At 75.4% G+C, this 21,771-nt stretch carries 20 protein-coding genes; 5 read left to right on the forward strand and 15 right to left on the reverse strand.

Translation table 11 applies throughout. The features are described from left to right. Nucleotides 1-26 precede the first annotated feature (26 nt). On the reverse strand, nt 27-3,827 hold the full coding sequence (gene metH, locus BUE37_RS08960) for a methionine synthase (protein ID WP_073419878.1): 3,801 nt from the start codon (nt 3,825-3,827) through the stop codon (nt 27-29). 151 nt (nt 3,828-3,978) lie between these two features. Between metH and BUE37_RS08965 the strand changes: the two genes are divergently transcribed. Further along, a complete protein-coding gene (locus BUE37_RS08965; RefSeq protein WP_073419879.1) occupies nt 3,979-4,842 on the forward strand; it encodes a PAC2 family protein in 864 nt (287 codons plus the stop codon). A 448-nt stretch (nt 4,843-5,290) separates the two neighbouring features. On the opposite strand, the gene BUE37_RS08970 is transcribed toward BUE37_RS08965, so the two are convergent. The 4 genes from BUE37_RS08970 to BUE37_RS08985 all read right to left on the reverse strand — a co-directional run bounded on the left by BUE37_RS08970 (nt 5,291) and on the right by BUE37_RS08985 (nt 10,977). Continuing rightward, on the reverse strand, nt 5,291-6,352 hold the full coding sequence (locus tag BUE37_RS08970; protein ID WP_083628507.1) for an HD domain-containing protein: 1,062 nt from the start codon (nt 6,350-6,352) through the stop codon (nt 5,291-5,293). Further along, the gene (gene mshC / locus BUE37_RS08975) at nt 6,352-7,629 is read right to left on the reverse strand and encodes a cysteine--1-D-myo-inosityl 2-amino-2-deoxy-alpha-D-glucopyranoside ligase (protein ID WP_073419880.1); all 1,278 of its coding nucleotides are present in this window, start codon (nt 7,627-7,629) and stop codon (nt 6,352-6,354) included. Before mshC ends, BUE37_RS08970 begins: the two co-directional genes overlap by 1 nt. A 61-nt stretch (nt 7,630-7,690) precedes the next feature. Continuing rightward, entirely contained in the window at nt 7,691-9,205 is a 1,515-nt protein-coding gene (gene glpK, locus BUE37_RS08980; RefSeq protein WP_073419881.1) for a glycerol kinase GlpK, read from the reverse strand. A 26-nt stretch (nt 9,206-9,231) separates the two neighbouring features. Next, nucleotides 9,232-10,977, reverse strand: a complete 1,746-nt coding sequence (locus tag BUE37_RS08985) for a glycerol-3-phosphate dehydrogenase/oxidase (RefSeq protein WP_073419882.1) — start codon at nt 10,975-10,977, stop codon at nt 9,232-9,234. Nucleotides 10,978-11,098: 121 nt separating this feature from the next. Here BUE37_RS08985 and BUE37_RS08990 point away from each other — a divergent pair, with 121 nt between their 5' ends. Then, nucleotides 11,099-11,815, forward strand: coding sequence for a maleylpyruvate isomerase family mycothiol-dependent enzyme (locus tag BUE37_RS08990; protein WP_073419883.1), 717 nt, complete (start codon nt 11,099-11,101; stop codon nt 11,813-11,815). Here the strand turns inward: BUE37_RS08990 and BUE37_RS08995 are convergent. From BUE37_RS08995 to BUE37_RS09020, 6 genes are all read right to left on the reverse strand, one after another. Beyond that, nucleotides 11,812-12,219 (reverse strand): VOC family protein, encoded by a 408-nt coding sequence (locus BUE37_RS08995; RefSeq protein WP_073419884.1) that lies wholly within the window; start codon nt 12,217-12,219, stop codon nt 11,812-11,814. The genes BUE37_RS08990 and BUE37_RS08995 overlap by 4 nt on opposite strands. A gap of 28 nt (nt 12,220-12,247) precedes the next feature. After that, on the reverse strand, nt 12,248-12,634 hold the full coding sequence (locus BUE37_RS09000; RefSeq protein WP_073419885.1) for a VOC family protein: 387 nt from the start codon (nt 12,632-12,634) through the stop codon (nt 12,248-12,250). 140 nt (nt 12,635-12,774) lie between these two features. Next, a complete protein-coding gene (locus tag BUE37_RS09005; RefSeq protein WP_073419886.1) occupies nt 12,775-13,521 on the reverse strand; it encodes an SCO1664 family protein in 747 nt (248 codons plus the stop codon). Between the two features lie 16 nt (nt 13,522-13,537). Further along, on the reverse strand, nt 13,538-14,089 hold the full coding sequence (locus tag BUE37_RS09010; RefSeq protein ID WP_073419887.1) for a DUF3090 family protein: 552 nt from the start codon (nt 14,087-14,089) through the stop codon (nt 13,538-13,540). Nucleotides 14,090-14,129: 40 nt separating this feature from the next. After that, nucleotides 14,130-14,834, reverse strand: coding sequence for a histidine phosphatase family protein (locus tag BUE37_RS09015; RefSeq protein ID WP_073419888.1), 705 nt, complete (start codon nt 14,832-14,834; stop codon nt 14,130-14,132). Between the two features lie 41 nt (nt 14,835-14,875). After that, nucleotides 14,876-15,709, reverse strand: coding sequence for an undecaprenyl-diphosphate phosphatase (locus tag BUE37_RS09020; protein ID WP_073419889.1), 834 nt, complete (start codon nt 15,707-15,709; stop codon nt 14,876-14,878). A gap of 181 nt (nt 15,710-15,890) precedes the next feature. Here BUE37_RS09020 and BUE37_RS09025 point away from each other — a divergent pair, with 181 nt between their 5' ends. Both BUE37_RS09025 and BUE37_RS09030 read left to right on the forward strand, forming a co-directional pair. Further along, nucleotides 15,891-16,871, forward strand: a complete 981-nt coding sequence (locus BUE37_RS09025) for an aldo/keto reductase (RefSeq protein ID WP_073419890.1) — start codon at nt 15,891-15,893, stop codon at nt 16,869-16,871. After that, nucleotides 16,868-18,856, forward strand: coding sequence for an AAA family ATPase (locus BUE37_RS09030; protein WP_073419891.1), 1,989 nt, complete (start codon nt 16,868-16,870; stop codon nt 18,854-18,856). The genes BUE37_RS09025 and BUE37_RS09030 overlap by 4 nt, the downstream gene beginning before the upstream one ends. 26 nt (nt 18,857-18,882) lie before the next feature. Here BUE37_RS09030 and BUE37_RS09035 read toward each other — a convergent pair whose 3' ends face one another. Genes BUE37_RS09035 through BUE37_RS09050 form a run of 4 tightly spaced genes read right to left on the reverse strand, consistent with a single transcriptional unit; the run spans nt 18,883 to nt 21,451 of the window. Then, nucleotides 18,883-19,668, reverse strand: a complete 786-nt coding sequence (locus BUE37_RS09035) for a DUF2470 domain-containing protein (RefSeq protein ID WP_073419892.1) — start codon at nt 19,666-19,668, stop codon at nt 18,883-18,885. A gap of 60 nt (nt 19,669-19,728) precedes the next feature. After that, nucleotides 19,729-20,217, reverse strand: a complete 489-nt coding sequence (locus BUE37_RS09040) for a hypothetical protein (protein WP_073419893.1) — start codon at nt 20,215-20,217, stop codon at nt 19,729-19,731. 39 nt (nt 20,218-20,256) lie between these two features. Then, the gene (locus BUE37_RS09045; RefSeq protein WP_073419894.1) at nt 20,257-21,135 is read right to left on the reverse strand and encodes an NmrA family NAD(P)-binding protein; all 879 of its coding nucleotides are present in this window, start codon (nt 21,133-21,135) and stop codon (nt 20,257-20,259) included. Between the two features lie 55 nt (nt 21,136-21,190). Continuing rightward, entirely contained in the window at nt 21,191-21,451 is a 261-nt protein-coding gene (locus BUE37_RS09050; protein WP_073419895.1) for a hypothetical protein, read from the reverse strand. Nucleotides 21,452-21,565: 114 nt separating this feature from the next. Here BUE37_RS09050 and BUE37_RS09055 point away from each other — a divergent pair, with 114 nt between their 5' ends. After that, on the forward strand, nt 21,566-21,769 hold the full coding sequence (locus BUE37_RS09055; RefSeq protein ID WP_073419896.1) for a DUF5703 family protein: 204 nt from the start codon (nt 21,566-21,568) through the stop codon (nt 21,767-21,769). Nucleotides 21,770-21,771 lie beyond the last annotated feature (2 nt).

A 21,771-nucleotide genomic window follows, 5' to 3' on the forward strand; every position in this document is an offset into this window, starting at 1 on the left:
CCCGGGGGACGGCGGACCCGGGTCACTCAGTCGTCGTCGGTGCGGTAGCCCAGGTTCGGCGCGAGCCAGCGCTCGGCCTCCGCGAGCGTCCAGCCCTTGCGGCGGGCGTAGTCCTCGACCTGGTCGCGGCCGACCCGGCCCAGGTTGAAGTACCGCGACGCGGGGTGGGAGAAGTACAGCCCGCTCACCGCCGCGCCCGGCCACATGGCCATGCTCTCGGTGAGCTGGATGCCGGCGGTCGACTCGACGTCGAGCAGCGACCAGATGGTGAGCTTCTCGGTGTGCTCCGGGCAGGCGGGGTAGCCCGGCGCCGGGCGGATGCCGTGGTACTTCTCCGCGATGAGGGCGTCGGCGTCGAGGTGCTCGTCGGGGGCGTAGCCCCAGTACTCCGTGCGCACCCGCTCGTGCAGCCGCTCGGCGAAGGCCTCGGCGAGCCGGTCGGCGAGCGCCTCCAGCATGATCGCGCTGTAGTCGTCGTTCGCCGCCTTGAAGGCCGTGACCCGCTCCGCCGAGCCGATGCCGGCGGTCACCGCGAAGGCCCCGACGTAGTCGCGCAGGCCGGTCGAGCGGGGCGCGACGAAGTCGGCCAGCGACTTGCGGGGAGACCCGTCCCGCCCCTCGGTCTGCTGGCGCAGCTGGTGCAGGGTCGTCAGGACCTCGCGGCGTGACTCGTCGGTGTAGACCTCCAGGTCGTCACCGCCGACCTGGTTGGCCGGGAACAGGCCGAAGACCCCGTTGGCGGTCAGCCACCGCTCCGCGACGATCCGGTCGAGCATCTCCTGCGCGTCCTCGTAGAGCCGGCGCGCGGCCTCCCCGGTGGTCGGGCTGTGCAGGATGTCGGGGAACCGGCCGCGCATCTCCCAGGCGTTGAAGAACGGCTGCCAGTCGATGTAGCCGCGCAGCTCCTCCAACGGGTAGTCGGGCAGGGTGCGGACGAACTGGGTGGCCACGTGCCGGACGTGGTCGCACGCCGGCCCGGCGCAGGCGTCCATCGCCTGCTGCTGCAGCATGCGGGGGCGCGGCGGGGTGTAGGCGCTCCAGTCGATCGGCGTGGCCGCGGCGCGCGCGGCATCGATCGGCAGCAGCGCCCGGGTGTCCTGGCGGGCGGCGTGCCGCTCGCGCAGCGCCGCGTACTCCGCGTCGGTCTGGGCCAGCAGCGCGGGCCGCTGCTCGTCGGAGAGCAGCGCCGCGACGACGGGCACCGACCGCGAGGCGTCCTTCACCCAGATGACCGGCCCGTGGTACCGCTGCGCGATCTTGACGGCGGTGTGCGCCCGGGACGTCGTCGCGCCGCCGATGAGCAGCGGGACCTCGAAGCCCTGCCGCTCCATCTCCGAGGCCAGCGTGACCATCTCGTCCAGGGACGGCGTGATCAGCCCGGACAGGCCGATGACGTCGGCGCCCTCGGCCTTGGCGGCGTCGAGGATCTTCTGCGGCGGCACCATCACGCCGAGGTCGACGACGTCGTAGTTGTTGCACTGCAGCACGACGCCGACGATGTTCTTGCCGATGTCGTGGACGTCGCCCTTCGCCGTCGCCATGACGACCTTGCCGTTGGTCCGCTCGGCGTCCCCGGGCTGCTTCTCGGCCTCGATGTGCGGGATGAGGTGGGCGACGGCCTTCTTCATCACGCGGGCGGACTTGACCACCTGCGGCAGGAACATCTTGCCGGCGCCGAACAGGTCGCCGACGACGTTCATGCCGTCCATGAGCGGGCCCTCGATGACCTCGATGGGCCGGCCGCCGCGCGCGGCGATCTCGACGCGCAGCTCCTCGGTGTCGTCCTCGACGAACGCGTCGATGCCCTTGACCAGCGCGTGGGTGATCCGCTCCCCCGCCGGCAGCGACCGCCACTCCTCGGTGGCCACCTCCTTGACCGCGCCGTCGCCGGCGTAGTCCCCGGCGATCTCGAGCAGGCGCTCGGTGCTGTCGGGACGGCGGTTGAGCACCACGTCCTCGATGCGCTCGCGCAGCAGCTCGGGCACCTCGCTGTACACCTCGAGCTGGCCGGCGTTGACGATCGCCATGTCCAGCCCCGCGGCGATCGCGTGGTAGAGGAAGACCGAGTGGATGGCCTCCCGCACGGGGTTGTTGCCCCGGAAGGAGAACGACACGTTCGAGACGCCGCCGGAGACCAGCGCGCCGGGCAGGTTCTGCTTGATCCAGCGGGTCGACTCGATGAAGTCCAGCCCGTAGTTCGCGTGCTCCTCGATGCCCGTGGCGACGGCGAAGATGTTCGGGTCGAAGATGACGTCCTCGGCCGGGAACCCGACCTGGTCCACGAGGACGTCGTAGGCGCGCTTGCAGATCTGCGTGCGGCGCTCCAGGTTGTCGCCCTGCCCGTCCTCGTCGAAGGCCATGACGACGACCGCGGCGCCGTACTTGCGGCACAGCCGCGCGTGGTGGACGAACTCCTCCTCGCCGTTCTTCAGCGAGATGGAGTTGACGATCGCCTTGCCCTGGATGTTCTTGAGGCCGGCCTCCATGACCTCCCACTTGGAGGAGTCGACCATGACGGGCACGCGGGAGATGTCGGGCTCGGAGGCGATCAGCTTGGTGAAGCGGTCCATCGCCGCGACGCCGTCGATCATCCCCTCGTCCATGTTGACGTCGATGACCTGCGCGCCGGCCTCGACCTGCTGGCGCGCCACGGCCAGGGCCGCCGGGTAGTCGCCGGCCTTGATGAGATTGCGGAAGCGCGCGGAGCCGGTGATGTTGGTGCGCTCGCCGACGTTGACGAACAGCGAGTCCTCGGTGACGACGAGCGGCTCGAGACCCGACAGCCGCAGCGCGGGCCGCGCCTCGACCGGCGTGCGCGGGCGCTTGCCCTCCACGGCGGCGGCGATCGCGGCGATGTGCGCCGGGGTGGTGCCGCAGCAGCCGCCGACGAGGTTGACGAACCCGCTGTCGGCGAACTCCTCGAGCACCGCCGCGGTCTCCTCGGGCGACTCGTCGTACTCGCCGAAGGCGTTGGGCAGGCCGGCGTTCGGGTAGCAGGACACGAACGTGTCGGCCACCCGCGCCATCTCGGCGACGTAGGGCCGCATCTCCTTCGCCCCGAGGGCGCAGTTGAGGCCCACGAGCAGCGGCCGGACGTGCCGGATCGAGTTCCAGAAGGCCTCGGTGACCTGGCCGGACAGCGTGCGCCCCGACGCGTCGGTGATCGTGCCGGAGACGATCACCGGCCAGCGGCGGCCGCGCTCCTCGAACAGCGTCTCCAGGGCGAAGATGGCCGCCTTGGCGTTGAGCGTGTCGAAGACCGTCTCGACCATCAGCGCGTCCGCGCCGCCGTCCACCAGCCCGTTCGCCTGCTCGAGGTAGGCCTCGACCAGCTCGTCGAAGCTGACGTTGCGGGCGCCCGGGTCGTTCACGTCGGGCGAGATCGACGCCGTCCGGGTGGTGGGGCCGATCGCGCCGGCGACGTAGCGCGGCCTGTCCGGGGTGCGCGCGGTGGCGGCGTCGGCCTCGCGGCGGGCCAGCCGGGCGGCGGCCTCGTTGATCTCCCGGGACAGCTCGGCCATGCCGTAGTCGGCGAGGGACACGGCGTTGGCGTTGAAGGTGTTGGTCTCGATGACGTCGGCGCCGGCGTCGAGGTACTCGCGGTGGATGCCGGCGATGATCTCGGGCCGGGTGAGCACCAGCAGGTCGTTGTTGCCCTGCAGGTCGCTCGGCCAGTCGGCGAACCGCTCGCCGCGGTAGCCCGCCTCGCTGGGCCGGTCGCGCTGGATGGCCGTCCCCATCGCGCCGTCGAGCACGAGGATCCGCTGCTCGAGCAGGGCGGTGAGCTCCGCGGTGGCGTCGGGGCGGAGCTGCGGGGTCTCGGTCACGGGCGTCCTCGGGGTCGCGGGGCGGGCGGGGCCTGTGCTGCAGCAGCAGCCGCCGGCGCGCCGGTGTTCCCGGGACGTCCCGGCGGGCCGACGTCATCCTCCCATCCCCGATCGACCGGGACGGGGAGCGCGACCGACGTAGGCTCGGAGAGTGACCGACCCGCAGTCCGCTCCCGACGACCTGCCCCAGCTGAACCGGCCGGTGGCGGTGGTCGCCTTCGAGGGCTGGAACGACGCCGGGGACGCCGCCACGGGCGCGCTCGAGCACCTCGAGCTGATCTGGGACGCCACCCCGCTCGCGGCGCTGGACCCCGAGGACTACTACGACTTCCAGGTCAACCGGCCGTCGGTCTCCCTGGTCGGGGGCGTGAGCCGGCGCGTCGAGTGGCCCACCACCCGCGTCTCGGTGGCCCGCCCGCCCGGCAGCGACCGCGACGTCGTGCTGATCCGCGGCATCGAGCCGAACATGCGCTGGCGCGGGTTCTGCGCCGAGCTGATCGAGCTGTGCCAGGAGCTCGAGGTGGAGACCGTCGTCGCGCTCGGCGCCCTGCTCGCCGACACGCCGCACACCCGGCCCACCCCGGTGACCGGCTCGGCCTACGACGCCGAGTCCGCCGAGCGCTGGGGCCTGGAGACCTCCCGCTACGAGGGGCCCACCGGCATCCTCGGGATCTTCCAGGACGCGTGCGTGCAGGCCGGGCTGCCGGCGATCAGCTTCTGGGCCGCCGTCCCCCACTACGTCTCGCAGCCGCCGTCGCCGCGCGCCACCGTCGCGCTGCTGCAGCGGGTGGAGGAGGTGCTCGAGCTGACGGTGCCGCTCGGCGCCCTCCCCCAGCAGGCCGACGAGTGGGTCAAGACGGTCGACGAGATGGCCCAGGAGGACGCCGAGGTGGTCGAGTACGTGCGCTCGCTGGAGGAGCGCGCCACCGAGACCGACCTCTCGCAGGCCAACGGCGACCAGATCGCCCGCGAGTTCGAGCGCTACCTGCGCCGGCGGGGCTCCTCCCCCAACTGACGGCCCGGTCCGCCTCCCCGCCGCGGGAGGCGGACCGTCACGCGGCTTGTAGTTAGGGATAACGGCCGAACCGGCGCTAGTGACGGCCTTCCTCGTCCGTTGCCGGTGCTGCAGGACCGGCGATGCACGAGCAACCCCGGCAATCCCCCACTCCTGGGGTGCTTTCCGATCCCCCGGGGTCCTCCAGCGCCCCGGTGAACCGTGGACCACCCCAGGAGCGGGGCGGACCGAGCGGTCGTACTCGGTGATCCAGCTGTTCAGCCGCCGGCGTACGCCGAGGTGACGTGCCGTGAGCCTGACCTCGTCGCCGGGGCCGAGCAGGGCGCGGTCGGGCTGAGAACCGCCCGCTCACCGCCGGCCGCTGTCGACGCGGCCTACACGTCGGCCCACACCTCGAGGTCGAACGCTCCCTCCGGCACGGCGCACCGGGGCGACCACTCGACGACGGCTACTGCTGGCGCAGGAGCGGGGCCATCCGCGCGGCGGCGTCGTCGTCGAAGAGCCGGTCGTGCAGCCGCAGCGCGAACCGGTCGGTCATCCCGGAGACGTGGTCGACCACCTGGGTGACCAGGTCGGCCTCGGTGTCGCGGTAGGTGGCCGGGATCAGCTCGGGGTGGGCCAGGTGGTGGTCGACCAGCCGGCGGATGACGTCGACGGCGAGCTGCTTCTGCCCGGCCGCGGTCTCCGACAGGTACACCCGCTCGAACATGAACGCGCGCAGCTCGTGCATCGCGGCCAGCGGCCCGGGCGCCATCACCACCGCGCCGCCGTCGGCGAGGGCCCCCTCGACGACGGCGTCGACCATCGCCCCCACCATCGCGCTGCCGGGCTCCCCGAACGCGGCCCGCGCGACGGCGGGCAGGTCGCCGGGCTGCAGCACCCCGGCCCGGACGGCGTCGAGCGCGTCGTGCGAGAGGTAGGCGATCCGGTCGGCGTAGCGCACGCACTCCCCCTCGCGCGTGGCCGGCGGCGGGGCGATCTTCCAGCTGTGCGCGCGGATCCCGTCGCGCACCTCCCACGTGAGGTTGAGGTGCTCGAGCACCTCCACGATCCGCACGCCCTGCGCCGCGTGGTGCCAGCCGCCGGGGACGTAGGGGTCGAAGGCGTCCTCACCGATGTGCCCGAACGGCGAGTGCCCGACGTCGTGGCCGAGCGCGATCGCCTCGGCCAGCGTCTCGTTGAGCCCGAGCGCGCGGGCGATCGCCCGGGCCACCTGGGTGACCTGCAGCGTGTGGGTGAGTCGGGTGACGAAGTGGTCGCCGTCGGGGTTCAGGAAGACCTGCGTCTTGTGCTTGAGCCGGCGGAAGGCCTTGGCGTGCAGGATCCGGTCGCGGTCGCGCTCGAAGGCGGTGCGCAGCGCGTCCTCGGGCTCGGCGACGGCGCGGCCGCGGGTGGCCGCCGAGCGGGTGGCCGCCGGGGCGAGCCCGGACTCCTCCGCCTCGCGCGCGGTGCGGTCGGTGAGCATGAACCCCCCGGCGGCGGGGCCACCCGGGGAGCCGCCGCCGGCCATCAGCCGTCCTGCAGCGCGGGGTCGACCTCGATGCCGAGGAGCGCGTCGACGGCGTCGGCCACCACCGCGGGGGCGCCCTCGTCGGTCTCCCCCTCCCCGGCCAGCGTGGCGGCCGCCCAGGCGTCGACGGCGGCGATGGCGCCGGGGCTGTCGAGGTCGTCGGCGAGCCGCTCGCGCAGCGCCGAGAGCAGCGGCGCGGCCGGGGCACCGGCGGCGCGGGCCACCGCGCGGCGCCAGGTGGCCAGCCGCTGCTCGGCGTCGGCGAGCAGGTCCGGCGTCCAGGCGCGGTCGGTGCGGTAGTGGCCCGACAGCAGCGCCAGCCGGATCGCCATCGGGTCGACGCCCTCGCCGCGCAGCTTGGAGACGAAGACCAGGTTGCCGCGGCTCTTGCTCATCTTCTCGCCGTCCAGGCCGATCATCGCCGCGTGCACGTAGGCCCGGGCGAACGGCAGCTTCTCCCCCGTCGCCGCCGCGGTGAGCGCCTCGGCGTGCACGGCGGAGTACTCGTGGTGCGGGAAGACCAGGTCGCTGCCGCCGCCCTGGACGTCGAAGCCCATGCCGATGGTGTCCAGCGCGATCGCGGCGCACTCGATGTGCCAGCCGGGGCGGCCGGCGGTGCCGCGCGGCCCCGCCCAGGACGGCTCGCCCTCGCGGGCGCCGCGCCACAGCAGCGGGTCGAGCCGGTTGCGCTTGCCCGGGCGGTCGGGGTCGCCGCCGCGCTCGGCCGACAGCGCCAGCATCGTTGTCTCGTCGTAGCCGGACTCCTCGCCGAACCCGGGCGCCTGCGCGACGTCGTGGTAGACGTCGCCGGTGCCGTCGTCGAGGACGTAGGCCAGGCCCTCGTCGAGCAGCGTCTCCACGTGGGCGACGATCAGCGGGATGGCGGCCACCGCGCCGACGTAGTCGTCCGGCGGGAGCACCCGCAGCGCCGTCATGTCCTCGCGGAACAGCGCGGTCTCCCGCATGCCGAGCACGATCCAGTCCTCGCCGTCGCGGTCCGCGCGCTCGAGCAGCGGGTCGTCGATGTCGGTGACGTTCTGCACGTAGTGGACGGCGTGCCCGGCGTCGCGCCAGAGCCGGTTCACCAGGTCGAAGGCCAGGTAGGTGGCCGCGTGCCCGAGGTGGGTGGCGTCGTAGGGCGTGATGCCGCAGACGTACATCCGCGCGACCGGGCCGGGCTCGGTGGCCACGACCTCCCCGCGGGCGGTGTCGAACAGCCGCAGGACGGGGCCGGGGCCCGGGATGGTCGGGAGGAGCGGGGCGGGCCAGGCGAGCACGACGCCGAGCCTAGTTGCGTGCCCGCCCTCACCCCCGCCGGCGACCGGCCTGTGGACGCCGTCAGTCGTCCTCGTCCACCCAGTCCAGCGTGCGGGCGACCGCCTTCTGCCACTTGCGGTAGTAGCGCTCGCGCTGCTCGACCGGCATCGACGGCGTCCACCGGCGGTCCTCGGCCCACTGGGCGGTGAGCTCGTCGAGGCCGGACCAGAAGCCGACGGCGAGGCCCGCGGCGTAGGCGGCGCCCAGCGCGGTGGTCTCGGCGATCCGCGGCCGGACGACGTCGACGCCGAGCACGTCGGCCTGGAACTGCATGAGCAGCTCGTTGACCACCATCCCGCCGTCGACCCGCAGCTCCCGCAGCGGCACGCCGCTGTCGGCGTCCATGGCCTCCACCACCTCGCGGGTCTGGTAGGCGGTGGACTCCAGCACCGCGCGCGCGAGGTGGCCGCGGTCGACGTAGCGGGTGAGCCCGACGAGCGCGCCGCGGGCGTCGGAGCGCCAGTGCGGGGCGAACAGGCCGGAGAAGGCGGGCACGAAGTAGGCGCCGCCGTTGTCCTCCACCGAGCGGGCGACCGCCTCGATCTCGCCGGCGCCGCCGATGACCCGCAGGTTGTCGCGCAGCCACTGCACCAGCGAGCCGGTGACCGCGATCGACCCCTCGAGCGCGTACACCGGCTGCTCCTCGCCCAGCCGGTAGCAGACGGTGGTGAGCAGGCCGTTCTCCGAGCGGACCGCCGTCTCCCCGGTGTTGAGCAGCAGGAAGTTGCCGGTGCCGTAGGTGTTCTTCGCCGTCCCCGGGGTGAAGCAGACCTGCCCGAAGGTGGCGGCCTGCTGGTCGCCGAGCGAGCCGGCCACCGGCACCCCGGCCAGCGCGCCGGCCTTGCGTCCCTCGCCGTAGACCTCGGAGTTGGAGCGGATCTCCGGCAGCATCGACGTCGGGATGCGCAGGTCGCCGGCGATCGACTCGTCCCACTGCAGGGTGTGCAGGTCCATGAGCAGGGTGCGCGAGGCGTTGGTGACGTCGGTGAGGTGCAGGCCGCCGTCGGGGCCGCCGGTGAGGTTCCACAGCAGCCAGCTGTCGATCGTGCCCATGAGCAGGTCGCCGCGCTCGGCCCGCTCGCGGGCGCCGTCGACGTTGTCGAGCACCCAGGTGACCTTGGGGCCCGCGAAGTAGGTGGCCAGCGGCAGGCCGGTGCGGTCCTTGTAGCGGTCGGCGCCGCCGCCGAGCTCACCGAGTTGCTGGCAGATCGCGTCGGTGCGGGTGTCCTGCCAGACGATCGCGTTGTACACCGGCTCGCCGGTGTGCCGGTCCCAGACGACGGCGGTCTCGCGCTGGTTGGTCAGCCCGACGGCGGCCAGGTCGCCGGCGACGGCGTTCGCCCGGGCCAGCGCCAGCCCGACGACCTCGCGGGTGTTGGTCCAGATCTCCACCGGGTCGTGCTCCACCCAGCCGGCGCGCGGGAACAGCTGGCGGTGCTCCTCCTGGGCGCTCGCGACCACCGCGCCGGCGGGGTCGAAGAGGATGCAGCGGGTGCTGGTGGTGCCCTGGTCGATGGCGGCGACGTACCGGGTCAACGGGGACCTTCCAGTCGGGGGACGGCTCAGGCGACCGGCGCGAACGGCCGGATCTCGGGGGCCTGCAGGCGGGCGCGCTCGGCGGAGGTGTCGTCGGGCATGGCCTCCGCGGCCCGCTCGGCCTCCACGCGGGCGAGGTAGGTGGCGACCTCGCGCTCGGTCTGCCCGTCGTCCCAGCCGAGGAGACCGGCCATGAGCTCGGCGGCGGGGCGGGCCGACGCCGTCCCCCGGTCGGACTGCTCGTAGGACAGCCGGGTGCGGCGGGTGAGCACGTCCTCCAGGTGCAGCGCGCCCTCGGCGGTGACGGCGTAGACGACCTCGGCGCGGACGTAGTCCGGCGCGCCCTCCAGCGGTCGGCCGAGCTCGGGGTCGGCGTCGACGAGGGCGAGCAGCTCGTCGACGAGGCTGCCGTAGCGGTCGAGCAGGTGCTCCACGCGCGTCTCGGTCCAGCCGTGCGCGCGGGCGAGGTGGGCCTTGCGGTTCCAGCGCACCCGGTAGCCGTCGGCGCCGGCCAGCGGCAGCTCCTCGGTGAGCGAGGCCGGGACCGGCGCGTCGGGGTCCTCGCCGGGCGCCCGGTCGGCCAGCGCCATGTCGACGACGTCACGGGCCATGACGCGGTAGGTCGTGTACTTGCCGCCGGCGATCACGGTGAGGCCCGGGCGCACGGTGGCGACGGTGTGCTCGCGCGACACCCGCGTCGTCGCCTCGCCGTCCTCCCCCACGGGCTGCAGCAGCGGGCGCAGGCCGGTGTAGACGCCGAGGACGTCGTCGCGGGTGAGCGGCCGCTCGAGCACCGCGTTGGCGTGCTCCAGCAGGTAGTCGACGTCGGCGGCGGAGGCGACCGGGTGGTCCTTCGCGAGGTCCCAGGGGGTGTCGGTCGTGCCGATCACCCAGTGGGTGGGCCACGGGATGATGAACAGCACGCTCTTCTCGGTGCGCAGGATGAACCCGTCCTCGCCGGCGATCACCTCGCGCGGCACGGCGATGTGCACGCCCTTGGAGGCCCGCACGGTGAGGCCCTGGGCGGCGAAGAGCTCCTGGGTCTGGTCGGTCCACACGCCGGTGGCGCCGACGACGTGGCGGGCGCGGATCTCCAGCTCCCGGCCGGTCTCCAGGTCGACCGCGCGCACGCCCGCGACCCGGCCGTCCTCCTCCAGGTAGCCGACGACCTGGGTGCGGCTGGCGGCCAGCGCCCCGTGGCCGACGGCGGTGCGCACGAGCACCTGCACGAGCCGGGCGTCGTCGACCTTGGCGTCCCAGTAGCGGATGGCGCCGACGGCGACGTCGTCCTTGAGCGACGGCGCGATCCGGCGCAGCTCCTTCTTCGACACGTGCCGGTGCAGCGGGACCCCGTGCCCGCCGACGCGGCCGAGCAGCCCGCCGAGGGTGTCGTAGAGGGCGATGCCCGCGCCGGTGTAGGCGCGCTCCCACACGCGGTGGCGCAGCGGGTAGAGGAACGGCACCGGGTGCACCAGGTGCGGGGCGAGCCGGCCGACGAGCAGGCCGCGCTCGTGCAGCGCCTCGCGGACCAGGGCGAAGTCGAGCATCTCCAGGTAGCGCAGCCCGCCGTGGACGAGCTTGCTGGCCCGGCTGGAGGTGCCCGAGGCCCAGTCGCGCTGCTCGACCAGGCCCACCGACAGGCCGCGGCTGGCCGCGTCGAGGGCGGCGCCCGCGCCGGTGACCCCGCCGCCGATGACCAGGACGTCGAGCACGTCGGCGGACATGCGGGCCAGGGCGGCCGTGCGGACCTCGGGCGAGAGGGCGGTGGACACCGGGGAGCACTCCTGCGGGGACGGGACCGGCCGGGCGACACCGCAAGCTTCCCCTGCCGGGACGACGGTCCGCGACCCGCGCGTTCCGCTAGCGTCGCGCCCGACCGGGAGGAGGCCGCCCGTGGACCCGTCCGCGCACCTCGCGGCGCTGCGCCGCACCGACGCCCGCTTCGCCGACGCCACCGCCGAGGCCGTCCTCGCCACCGGCTGGCGCGCCCCGGTGCCGGGCTGCCCCGGCTGGACGCTCGCCGACCTGGTCTGGCACCTCGGCGAGGTCCAGCACTTCTGGTCGTGGGTGGTCCGCACCCGCGCGACCTCGCCGGAGGGCTACGTCGAGCCCGCCCGCCGTCCCGACGACGAGCTGCTGGGCTGGTCGGCCGGGCAGTCGGCGGAGCTGGAGACCGTGCTGGCCGCCGCCGACCCGGGCGATTCGGTGTGGACGTGGGCGCCGCAGCGCGACGTCGCCTTCGTCGTCCGCCGGCAGTGCCACGAGGCGGTGGTGCACACCGTCGACGTCGAGCAGGTCCTGGGCGACGTGCGCCCGATCCCCGCCGACGTCGGACTCGACGGCCTCGACGAGTGGCTGGAGGTCATGGTGCCCGGGGCGCTGCCGGACGGTCCGCCGCCGGACGCGCACCCGGTGGTGCTGCACGCGATCGACGCCGGGGTGGAGCGGACGCTGTTCGCCGGCAGCCGCCCGCACCCGGTGGCCACGCTGCGCGGCACGGCCGGCGACCTGCTGCTCGCCTGCTGGCGGCGGGTGCCGCTGGAGGTGCTCACCGTCGACGGCGACGGGCTCCAGGCGGCGGCGATGCTGGCAGCGGTCGACCTGTCCTAGGGCCAGGTCCGGGCGGAGCGCTCGAACGCCTCGTCGTCCTGCACGGCGACCACGCAGAAGACCAGCCCGGCCGGGTCGGTCATCTGCCACAGGCCCCGGCCCTGCGGGTCGGCGGCCTCGACGTGGCGCAGCCGCCGGGCACCGAGCGCCTCGAGGCGGGTCACCTCGGCCTCGACGTCGTCGGTCTCCACGTCGAGGTGCCAGCGCGGCGGCGTCCCCTCCCCCGTGCGCTGCACCTCCAGCCGGAGGTCCCCGGCGACGGCGCCCAGCGGGATCCAGGCGTCGTCGGCGGGCGACGGTGTCGCCTCGCGGCCGGTGACGCCGGCCCAGAAGTCCGCGCCCGGCCGGTGGAGGTGCGGCGGGAGGTCGAGCAGGAGGATCGCCACGCGGCTGCGGTGGGGCACGGACGGGTCCTGCCCCGGACGGGCGGCGCTACTCCCAGGTGCGGGCGTGCCGCTCGAACGCCTCGCCGGTCTGCACCCCGACGACGCAGAAGACCAGCCCGGCCGGGTCGGTCATCTGCCAGAACGACCCCATGTCGGCCGTCCGCGTGGCGCCCAGGGCCTCGAGCCGGGCGACCTCGGCGGGGATGTCGTCGGTCTCGACGTCGACGTGCCAGCGCGGCGGCGTCCCCTCCCCCGTGCGCTGCACCTCGAACGACAGGCCGCCGCCGAGCATCCCGAGGCGGTGCCAGGCGGGGTCGGTCATGTCCGGCTCGACGGGGTTGCCGGTGGCCGCCGACCAGAAGTCGGTGCCGGCGGCGTGCACCTCCGGCGGCAGGTCGAGCAGCAGGACGGCGAGGCGGCTGCGGTGCGGCATGGCACCGAGTGTGTGCGCCGGAGCCGTGTTCCGGGGGCCGTCCTGCGGCGCCGGCGCACACGCTCGTACCCCGGCGGCCCGCTCCGGCGCCGGTTGCGGGCCACCCGGGTCCAGCGGTCCGCCGCGAGCGCCGGCTCAGCTCAGAACGGCGGCCAGGGCAGGGCCGGCCACTCCCCCGACGGCTCGGGGTGCAGCTGCGTGCGCAGCAGCTCGGCCACCCGCTGCTGCGTGCACCGGACCTCACGCCGGGTCAGGTGCTCGTGCAGGGCCTCGCCGAGGTCGCCGCGCAGGTCGTCGGCGAGCCGCTCCAGCACCGCCAGCGCCTCCAGGGGCAGCGGCTTGCCGGCCCAGCGCCACAGCAGCGTGCGCAGCTTCGGGTCCGGCGAGAAGCAGATCCCGTGGTCGACGCCGTACACGTGCCCCGACGTCGTCGGGATGATGTGCCCGCCCTTGCGGTCGGCGTTGTTCACCACCGCGTCGAACACCGCCATGCGCCGCAGCCCCGGGTCGTTCGAGCGGACGAACGCGACCAGGTCGACGTCGGGGTCGCCGTCGATCCACAGCTGCACCATGCCGGGGCCGAACGGGCCCTCGCGCAGCACGGTGGGCGGCACGACGTCCCAGCCGGTGGCCTCCGAGACCAGCGCCGCGGACACCTCGCGCCCGGCCAGCGTGCCGTCGGGGAAGTCCCACAGCGGGCGCTCGCCGGCGACCGGCTTGTACACGCACTCGGCCTCGAGCTCGGGCGTGCGGATGGTGCCCACCAGCGTCACGTTGCTGGCGTCGAGCATCCGGCCCTCGAGGTCGATCTCCCCCTCGAGCAGCAGCGCGCGCGTCTCGGCGTCGGTGGCCGGCGCGCGCAGCTCCCCCGCGGGCTGCTCGCTCATCGCAGCGGGCCGGCGGTCAGCGGCGGTAGCCGTTCTGCCGGGGGCAGACGTGCCCGGTCGGGTCCAGCGGCAGCGAGCACAGCGGGCACGAGGGCCGGCCGGCGGCGACGACGCGGCGGGCGCGGGCGACGAACGAGCGGGCGGCGCCGGGGGTGATCGTCACGCGCAGCGCGTCGGGGCCCTCCTCGGCGTCGGAGAGGATCGCCTCCTCGTCGACCGGCTCGTCGGTGGCGGCGACGGCCTCCACGACGACGGCCTGCGCCTCGCCGTCCCACGCCAGGCCCATGGCCGCGACGCGGAACTCCTCGTCGACGGGCGCGGTGAGCGGCTCGAGGTCGTCGACGTCGGCGGCCGCCGGCACCACGGTGCCCGGGCGCGTGGCGATCTCGTCGAGCAGCTCGTCCATGCGCTCGGCGAGCACCTGCACCTGCGACTTCTCCAGGGCGACGCTCACCACCCGGCCGTCGTCGTCGGAGGCCTGCAGGAAGAACGTGCGGTCCCCCGGCTGGCCCACCGTGCCGGCGACGAACCGGGTCGGACGCTCGAAACGGAAGACCTGGCGCGGCACGGTGCCAGGTTACGCGGCGGTACGGACGGCGGCGCCGGAGTCAGGAGGACGCCGCGCCCGCGCCGCCGCCCACGACGGCGTCGGAGTCCCGCCCCTTCCGCCGCCGGGGCCGCTTCTTCGGCGGGACGAGCGCGGCGACGTCGCCGCCGGTGTCGTTCATCCGCACGACGAAGGGCCGGGTCTCGGTGTAGGTGACCACCGAGATCGACGCCGGGTCGACGACGATGCGCTGGAAGGCGTCCAGGTGCAGGCCGAGCGCGTCGGCGAGGACGGCCTTGATGACGTCGCCGTGCGAGCAGGCCAGCCACACGGCGTCGGGGCCGAGGCGGGCGTTCCACTCGCGGACGGCGGCCACCGCGCGGGCCTGGGTCTGCGCCAGGCCCTCGCCCTCGGGGCCGGGGAACACCGCGGCGGAGGGGTGCTGCTGCACGACCTTCCACAGCGGCTCCTTGACCAGCTCCTTGAGCGGGCGCCCGGTCCAGTCGCCGTAGCGGGCCTCGCCGAGCCGGTCGTCGGTCTGCAGTTCGGCGTCGCGCCCGTCGAGCACCGCGCCGGCGGTCTGCCGGCAGCGCTCGAGCGGGCTGCTGACCACCGCCGCGAGCGGCACGGGCGCGAGCCGCTGGGCGACGGCGGCCGCCTGCGACCGCCCGGTCTCGTCCAGCTCGACGCCGGGGCTCCAGCCGGCGAGGACGCCGCCGGCGTTGGCCGTCGTCCGGCCGTGCCGGAGGAGGATGACGGTGGTCACGGCGCCGAGACTAGGCGGGCCCCGCGGACGACGCCGTCCCCTCAGTTGGCGGCCAGCACCCCGGCGCCGACCAGCGCGAGCAGCGCGAGGCCCAGCACCACCCGGTAGACGACGAACGGCGTGAAGGTGCCGCGGTCGAGGTAGCGCAGCAGCCAGGCGATCACCGACAGGCCGACGCCGAAGGCGATGACCGTGGCGAGCAGCGTCGGCCCCCAGGAGATCGTCTCCCCGGCGACGTCGCCGGTCAGCGTCTCGTAGACCTGGAAGAAGCCCGAGCCGAGCACCGCCGGGATGGCCAGCAGGAACGAGTACCGGGCGGCCGCGGCGCGGGTGTAGCCGAGGAACAGGCCCATGGTGATCGTGCCGCCGGAGCGGGAGACGCCGGGCACGAGCGCCATGGCCTGGGCGAGACCGAACAGCAGCCCGTCGCGGACGGTGAGCTGGCGCAGCTCCCGCTGCTTGCGGCCCACCCGGTCGGCCGCGTAGAGGACGAGGGAGAAGGCGACCAGCATGATCGCGACGATCCGCAGGTCGCGGAACGTCGTCTCGATGTCGTCCTGGAACAGCAGGCCGAGGACGACGATCGGGATGCTGCCGACGATGATCAGCCAGCCCATGCGGGCGTCGGGGTCGCTGCGCAGCGACCGGTCGAACAGCGCCTTGACCCAGGCGACGACGATCCGCGCGATGTCCCTGCGGAAGTAGAGGAGCACCGCGGCCTCGGTGCCGATCTGCGTGATCGCGGTGAACGCCGCGCCCGGGTCGCCCCAGCCGGCGGCCTCGCCGACGACGCGCAGGTGCGCGCTGGAGGAGATCGGCAGGAACTCCGTGAGCCCCTGCACCAGCCCCAGGACGATCGCCTCGAACCACCCCACGGCCGCTAGCCCCGGGATCCGGAGGGACGGCGGGCGGCGGAGGGAAGCGGCGGCACGGGAGGACAGCCTAGGTCCGGCCCCCTCCGGGCCCGGGCTGCGACCCGCGAGCGCTCCGCCACACGCCCGCGACACCCCGTGCGCCCCCGGCCGCTGTCGGTGTCCGGCGGTAGGTTGGCCGGTCGTGGAACAACGGGCGCTGGGGCGCAGCGGCCTGGTCGTCTCCCGGCTCGCGCTGGGCACCATGACCTGGGGCCGGGACACCGACGAGGACGAGGCCGCGATGCAGCTCACCGCCTTCGTCGACGCCGGCGGCACCCTGGTCGACACGGCCGACGTCTACTGCGACGGCGACAGCGAGCGCCTGCTGGGCCGGCTGCTGTCCGACGTCGTGCCGCGGTCGGAGGTGCTGCTGGCCACCAAGGCCGTCGGCCGCACCGGCCCGGGCCCGCTCGGCCGCGGCGCCTCCCGCGGGCACCTGCTCGCCGCCCTCGACGGGTCGCTGCGCCGCCTCGGCGTCGACCACGTCGACCTGTGGCAGCTGCACGCCTGGGACGACGTCACGCCGCTGGAGGAGACGCTCGCAGCCTGCGACGCCGCCGTCGCCTCGGGGCGGGTCCGCTACGTCGGGGTGAGCAACTACACCGGCTGGCAGACCGCGCAGGCCGCCACCTGGCAGCGCGCCTGGCCGGGCCGCTCGCCGCTGGTGAGCACGCAGGTCGAGTACTCGCTGCTGCAGCGCGGCGTGGAGCGGGAGGTGGTGCCGGCCGCCGAGGCACTGGGCCTGGGCGTGCTGCCGTGGTCGCCGCTGGGCCGGGGGCTGCTCACCGGCAAATACCGCACGGCGACGCCGGAGGGCTCCCGCGGCGCCTCCCCGCAGTGGGCCGGCTTCATCGACGACCTGCGCTCGGCCACCGCCGACCGCATCGTGGAGGCCGTGGTCACCGCCGCCGACGGTCTGGGCACCACTCCGCTGGCGGTGGCGCTGGCCTGGGTGCGCGACCGGCCGGGCGTCGTCGCCCCCGTGGTGGGTGCCCGCACCGCCGCGCAGCTGCAGGAGTCCCTCGACGCCGACGCCGTCCGGCTGCCCGCCGCCATCCGTACCGCGCTCGAGGACGTCTCGGCGCCGCACTTCTCCTACCCCGACCAGCGAGCCGCCCGGTGACCTCCTCCGCGACCAACGCCGCCCCCGCCGCCCCTGCCTGGCCCGACCCCGTCTTCGGCGCGTTCTGCACCGCCGGCCTGTGGCCGGGCCTCGGCAAGCGCGCGGTGGCCGAGCTGCCCGGCGCCGGCATCACCTCCCCCGACGACGTCACCGCGGCGAAGCTGCTGAAGATGCCGCGGGTCGGCAAGCAGCGCGCCGAGCGGCTGTTCTCCTCGTTCCTGTCCGCGCAGCCCACCTACTCCGTCGTGGAGCTTCTGGTGAAGGCCGGCCTGGACGCCAAGCTCGCGTCCTCGGCCGCCGACGCGCTGGGCGACGACGCGGCCCGCCGGCTGCGCGACGACCCGTGGGCGCTGCTGGGCCTGCACGGGGTCAAGCTGCACGACGCCGACCGGCTGGCGATCTCGCTGCTGCCCGGCGCCGACCGGCAGGACTCCCGCCGCGGCCGGGCGATCGTCGTCATGACCCTGCGGACGGCGTCGCGCGACGGGCACACCGTGCTGCCGGCCGACCTCGTCGTCGCCTCGCTGCGGGCCGAGGGCGTGGCCGACCCGGCGGCGGCGATCGTCGCGGCGGTCGAGAGCGGCGACGTGCTCGACCACGAGCCGCCGGAGCCCGAGTGGGACGAGGACTCCGACGGTGATCCTGACGCTGAGCCGCCGGAGCCCGACCCCGCGCTGCGGATGCTGTCGCTGAGCCGCTTCGGCATGGCCGAGGAGGCCGTGGCCGAGGGCGTGGCGCGGCTGGCGGCCACCGCCGAGCGGATCGCCGACCCGGCCGCCGTCCGCTCGGTGAGCAAGGGCCTCGACGAGGCGCAGAAGCAGGCCGTGGCGCAGGTGCTCGGCGCCGGCGTCTCGCTGCTCACCGGCGGCCCGGGCACCGGCAAGAGCCGCACCGTGGCCGCCGTCGTCCGGCTGCTGCGGGCCAAGGGGACCGAGGTGGCGCTGGCCGCCCCCACCGGGCGCGCGGCCAAGCGGCTCGAGGAGCTCACCGACCACCCGGCGGTGACGGTGCACCGGCTGCTGCAGGCGCAGGGCTTCGGCGGCGGGTTCGCCCGCAACGAGGAGTGGCCGCTCGACGCCGACGTGGTGGTGGTCGACGAGGCCTCGATGCTCGACGTCGAGCTCACCGCCGCGCTGCTGGAGGCCTGCCCCGACGGCACGCACCTGCTGCTGGTGGGCGACCCGGCGCAGCTGCCCTCGATCGGGCCGGGCCACGTGCTCGGCGACCTCATCGACTCCGGCGTCGTCCCGGTCACCGAGCTGACGACGCTGTACCGGCAGGCCGAGGGCGGCGCGATCGCCCGGCTGGCCTCGGCGGTGCGCACCGGCGAGCTGCCGCCGGTCGACTCCCCCGACCGCGAGGTCGTCGTGGTGCCGGCGTCGGGCAGCGGCGAGGCGGCCCGGCGGGTGGTGCAGCTGGTCACCGACTCGATCCCCCGCGCGCTGGGCATCGACCCGCGCAACGTGCAGGTGGTGACGCCGGTGCACCGCGGGCCGGCCGGCACGATCGAGCTGAACCGCGCCCTCAAGGAGCGGCTCAACCCCGGCGACGGCACGGTGCTCGGCTTCGACGTCGGCGACCGCGTCGTGGCCACCGCCAACCACCTCGACCTCGAGCCGATCGGGTTCGCCAACGGCGAGGTCGGCGTGGTCACCGGCACCGGCGAGGGCTCGCTGACCGTCGACTTCTCCTCCGGCCCGGTCACCGTCACCGGCGACGCGCTGCCCGACCTCAAGCACGGCTGGGCGATCACGGTGCACCGGGCGCAGGGGTCGGAGTGGCCGGGCGTCGTCGTGGTGCTGCCGCCGGAGGCCGGCGGGATGCTGTCGCGGCCGCTGGTCTACACCGCGCTCACCCGCGCGCAGTCGCACCTGTCGATCGTGCACGCCTCCGGCGCGGCGCTGGCCCGGGCGGTGCGGGAGGTCGACGTCCGCCCGCGCCGCACCCGCCTGGCCCCGCTGCTCCAGGAGAACCTCGGCGCCTGAGGGGCCTTTGTAGCGCTTTTGGCCCCTCAGTCGCGGCGGACCAGGCCCGCCCGCAGCGCGCAGAGGAGCTGCGCGGTGGCCGGTTGCACCTGCCCGGCGCAGGTGAGCGGACGGGGGAAGGGCACCCGGACGTCGCGGTGCCCGGACGCGCCCTCGATGCGCAGCCGGTAGCCGAAGCGGTCGAGGCCCAGCGGCCGCACCCGCTCCCCCGCCGCGACCGGCACGCCGCTGCGGGCGACGGCGCTGCCGAGCAGGGCCAGCACCTCCGGGTGGTCGACGTCGAGGTGGCGCAGCATCCGGTCCTCGACGGCGGCCACCGGGTCGGGGCGCGCCGCGGCGTAGTCGGCGGGCGAGATCTCGGCGCACCCGCCGCCCTCGCGCAGCACCACCTCGGCGAGGTCGAGCCGCAGCAGGGTGGCCGCGCCGCCGACGTCGAGCAGCGCCTCCTCGGGGCGCACGTCGGCGAAGGCGACGGCGGCCGCGCGCCGGTCGGCCTCGGGGACGGGGGTCAGCCAGCCCGAGAGCCACAGGGTCGCGCGCACCGGGTCGCGTAGCGGCACCGGCGCCCGGTCGCTGACCATGAGCAGCGCGCTGACGTCGCGGTCGGGGGCGGCCTCGAGCGCCGCGGCGACCTCGCCGTCGCCCGGCACGAGGACGAGCACCTGCCCGGCGGCGGTGGTGGCGTGCGCGATCGGGCGGCTCGGGTCGCGGCCGGCCACGCACACGGCGGCCGCGGCGCGGGTGGCCACCGTGCGGGCGCGCTCGGGAGCGGCGGCGACGGACGGCGCCTGCGGACCGTGCGTGGTGGTCATGGCTCCCCCTCGGGTCGAGTTAGGGCAGCCTAACCACATCCGCACCCGCGTGGACAGTCGTCACCCGCGGGAGTTCGCCGCCACCGCGCGCCGGAGGTTGCGCCGCACGAGCAGCGGGAGCAGCGCCACGTTGCCCACCGCGCCGGCCGCCAGCAGCAGGAGCAGGAACGACACGGGCCCGGCGTCGAGCACCAGCGCGAGGACGACGCCGGCCAGCACGCACAGCCCGGCCAGCGCCAGGACGACGGCGGCGGCGCGGTCGCGGCCGGCGTGGCGGGCGTGCTGCTCGTCGACGGTGGCCAGGGTGCTGCCGGCCCAGTCGGCGGCGGCCGGGCGCAGCGGCGCCGGCGCGGGCCGGCCGCGGGTCACCGCCTGCTGCACCACGTCGGCGTCGGCCGGGGCGAGCCGGTGGCGGGCCACCACCTCGGCGCGCAGGTCGCGGCCGGCCGGCCCGCGCAGGTCGGCCCAGAACCGGCGCCCGGCCAGCGACCAGGCCAGCAGCGGCAGGGCGAGCGCGACGAGCAGGAGCAGCACGAGGGCGAGGGGCACCCGACGATCATGACGGGTGCCCGGCGCCGCCCGGCCCGGTCAGCCGGCGAGCAGCGGGCGCAGGTGCGCGTGCGCCCAGCCGGCGAGGGTGCCGGGCGTGGTGGTGAGCGCGGTGCGCGGTTGCTCGGGGACGAACCCGCCGGACAGGCCCTGCGACATCCCGACGACGGCGTCGGCCTGCCGGGGCGTCAGCCCGGCGCCGAGCAGCATCCCGCGAAGGTCGTCGGCGGAGACGTGCTCGGCGCGGACCTCCCGGCCGACCGCCGCGCCGACGACCGCTGCCACCTCGGTCCAGGTGAGGTCGGCCGGGCCGTGCACGGCCTGCACCTGCCGTCCGGTCCAGCCGTCGGCGAGCAGGCGGGCGGCGGCGACCTCGGCGACGTCGCGCGGGTCGACCCAGGGCATCGGCCGGTCGAGCGGGAACGGCGTCGTCAGCACTCCTCCGTCGCGCAGCGCGTCGACGTCCATGAGCAGGTTGGTGGTGAAGTAGCCGCAGCGCAGGTGCAGGACGGTCGCGCCGGTGGCGTCCAGCGCCTCCTCGACGCGGGCGAGGCCGTCGATGTCGCCCGCCCCGCCGCGCAGCTCGGCGCCGACGCTGCTCTGGAAGACCGTGCGCCCGATCCCGTGCTCGCGGACCGCGCGGGCGGCCTCCTCCCCCAGCGCGGCGGCCGCGGCCACCGGGTCGTCGGCGCCGGTGGGCGGCACGACCAGGTACAGCGCGGTGGCGCCCTCGGTGCCGCGCAGCAGGGCGCCGGGCTCGGCGAGGTCGGTGGGGACGGCGTCGACCAGCGGCCGCAGGCCCTCAGGCAGGCGGGCGGGGTCGCGCAGCAGCACGCGCGGGCGGACGCCGGCCTGCACGAGCAGCCGGGTCACGTGCGCGCCGACGTTCCCGGTGGGCGTGGTCACCACGATCGTCATGACCGGGGTCTACCGGGCGGCACCGACAGGTCGGCGCGGCGGGGAACGGACGCCGTCAGACGCGGTCGTCGTCGTCGTAGGGGACGTCGGCCTCCTGCTCGAGCACGTCGGCCTCGTTGGCGTCGAGGTCGCCCACCGAACGGGGGCTGCCCGCCTGACCGGGCGCGGTGGCCAGCTGCTGCTCGAGCGCGTCGGCCTCGTTCGCGTCGACGTCGCCCACCGGTCCGGCGTCGCCCGCCCCCGCGGGGCCCGCCGGCTCGAGGAGGGCCTCCTGCTCGGCGCGGTCGGCGTCGCTGGCGCTGCCGGGGTCGGTCACGGGTCCTCCTCGGTTCCGGGTGGGTCGCCGCCCATCCTGCCGCGCGCCACCCGGAGCGGCAGCCCCGGCGGCGAGCTGGTGACCGGCAGGTGTCGGCGTGGCAACATCGGTCGGGTGAGCGCGGTCGCCGACTGGGAGTACGCGCCGCTGCGGATCCCGCCGGGCACGTCCCGTTCCGCAGCGGCGACCATGCTGAGCCTCCAGGCCGACGTCGGCGGGTGGGAGCTCGCGCGCCTGCAGCTGCACGCCGACGGCACCCGCCAGGCCGTGCTGCGGCGCCGCGCGCGGCTGTCCTACCTGCCGATGCCGGTCACCTGAGC

This window comes from Geodermatophilus nigrescens, assembly GCF_900129495.1.
Lineage (GTDB): Bacteria > Actinomycetota > Actinomycetes > Mycobacteriales > Geodermatophilaceae > Geodermatophilus > Geodermatophilus nigrescens.